Source organism: Cupriavidus sp. GW822-FHT06G04 (assembly GCF_058799075.1).
Window position 1 is genome coordinate 1 of sequence record NZ_JBXALD010000033.1, and the last position, 1,769, is coordinate 1,769.

A 1,769-nucleotide genomic window follows, 5' to 3' on the forward strand; every position below is an offset into this window, starting at 1 on the left:
TCGCGCCCAACGTGGCCTAGGTACGTCCCTAGACTTTCGGCGAGCTGAACTAAGGCGTTTTCACACACCCTCGGTCGGCAGTTGCCTGCCGCCCCGCAGCCCGAGGGCGGAGACCGGCCAAGAGCCGCCACTCGATGACGGGACCAAAAATGGATACTCACGGGAGGCAACCACCAGCTTCACGGCGGGAGGCCGCCGTTTGCCACGCTCGCCCAGGCTCCGGATACCCCCCGTCGTGGCGCTTGCCCTGCTCAGCGCATTGCCCTTTAAGCTCACCCGCGGTGGACGTTCATGTTCGCGGTTAACCGACCGCCCTACAGCGTGGTCGTGCAGAGATACTTATGAAACCTACATGGACCCAGTGGTCCCTTCTCCCAGTAGTGTTGGCGATGATCGCGTTAGCCGCCTGCGGAAGATCTGCGAATGAAAGTCGCAGAAACGAAGGGCCTCTTCCGGTGATTGAGGCTCAAATCGGCGACACATGGGGCGAGGTGACTCAGCATTCTACGCTTAAGCTCGGGCCATTGCCGACACCCGCCGGAACGATCATCAACGAACCCCACACCTTCATCTATCGTGATCCGCGTCATCGGATGCAGCTCGATAACGTTGGTTACACTGGCGTAGCTTTCAAGCAAGAGACTCGTCGAATTCTTGATTTCGGTATCGGCCCATATCGCGAATCAGCTCGTGCAGACGAAACATGGCAACGTCTGACAGACATCAGCAGTAAGATGGAGCGTGCTAATTGGATCGCGGACGAACAGAGAAATGCGCGCAATCCTGGAGCGCGGTCTGCTGTAGAACTGCGGAACCAATACATTCACTTACCCGGTGGCGCAAGGGGAGTAGAGAAATTCTGGTACGACGATTACGGCAACGAGGCTTGGGTAATGCTGGTGAAGACGATCACGGGCGAAGATCCGGGAGAGGAACCGCGCTTCAACGTAGTGCTGCAAATCTATGTGGCGACGCGGCCGAAGGCGCCGATAGCGCCTAATTGATGCTGCATGCATCCTAGCGAAGCGGTCGGAGCAGCCGAGCGAGGGATCGTAGAGTCTACAAGCGACTCTGGCGCGGGACCCCTTGCGCGGCCAGTCCAAAGCAGCCATCGGCCAACTTGACCTACTGCACCCGACGAAAAACTAGAGTTTCCATAACTCTGGAAGAGCAATTCGACCAATCACGGCCTCGGGTCTTCTCACTGCCGAATGCATACTCGTAGCAGTTAGCGGATCCGTCGATATCGGTCAAGGCAGTCTTCGATCCATCCGCTCCACACTCCTGGAACGACCGCTTCGGAGAAACGCGAAGGGCCGCAATGGGTCGGGAACGGAAGTCCACGGTTCGGGCGGCCTTGGCGACCGACGAACTTCCGCGTTCGGCCAAGTACGGACGGTCGACGTCGCTAGTTGGATCATCCACAATGGCGATCGGCGTCAGCAAGGAAGGCGCATCGCCACCTGTGCAACATCGATATATTGGAGGGGAAATGCCAGCAGTCGGAGGTGGGCCGTCGTCCGAGCAATGGCGGCGGATGAGCACGCCAGAGAAGGTAGTCTATTTGGTATTGGTAGGTGCGGCCGTTTTGTTTATTGGGTATCTGCTCGCCCGCAAGTTGCTGGGTTGATCTGATAAAGGTTGGACCCGTTGTCGCCGACCGTCTGTTTTCAAGAAGTCCGACGGTCCGCTATGGGTCGAGGCCGTGTGGAAACGTCTCTCGAATCGCACTGACACACGTCGCCTCCGGGGCTGAGCCTGCTTTGTCG

The 1,769-nt window shown here is 58.2% G+C and carries 2 protein-coding genes; both read left to right on the plus strand.

The genetic code is table 11. From position 1 onward, the window contains the following. The first annotated feature begins 389 nt into the window (after nucleotides 1-389). Nucleotides 390-1,004, plus strand: coding sequence for a hypothetical protein (locus tag AC1RKI_RS30030; RefSeq protein ID WP_492798425.1), 615 nt, complete (start codon nucleotides 390-392; stop codon nucleotides 1,002-1,004). A gap of 422 nt (nucleotides 1,005-1,426) precedes the next feature. Then, nucleotides 1,427-1,630 carry a hypothetical protein gene (locus AC1RKI_RS30035; protein ID WP_490713703.1) on the plus strand — a complete coding sequence of 68 codons (204 nt, stop codon included), beginning with the start codon at nucleotides 1,427-1,429 and terminating at the stop codon, nucleotides 1,628-1,630. The last annotated feature ends 139 nt before the right edge of the window (nucleotides 1,631-1,769 follow it).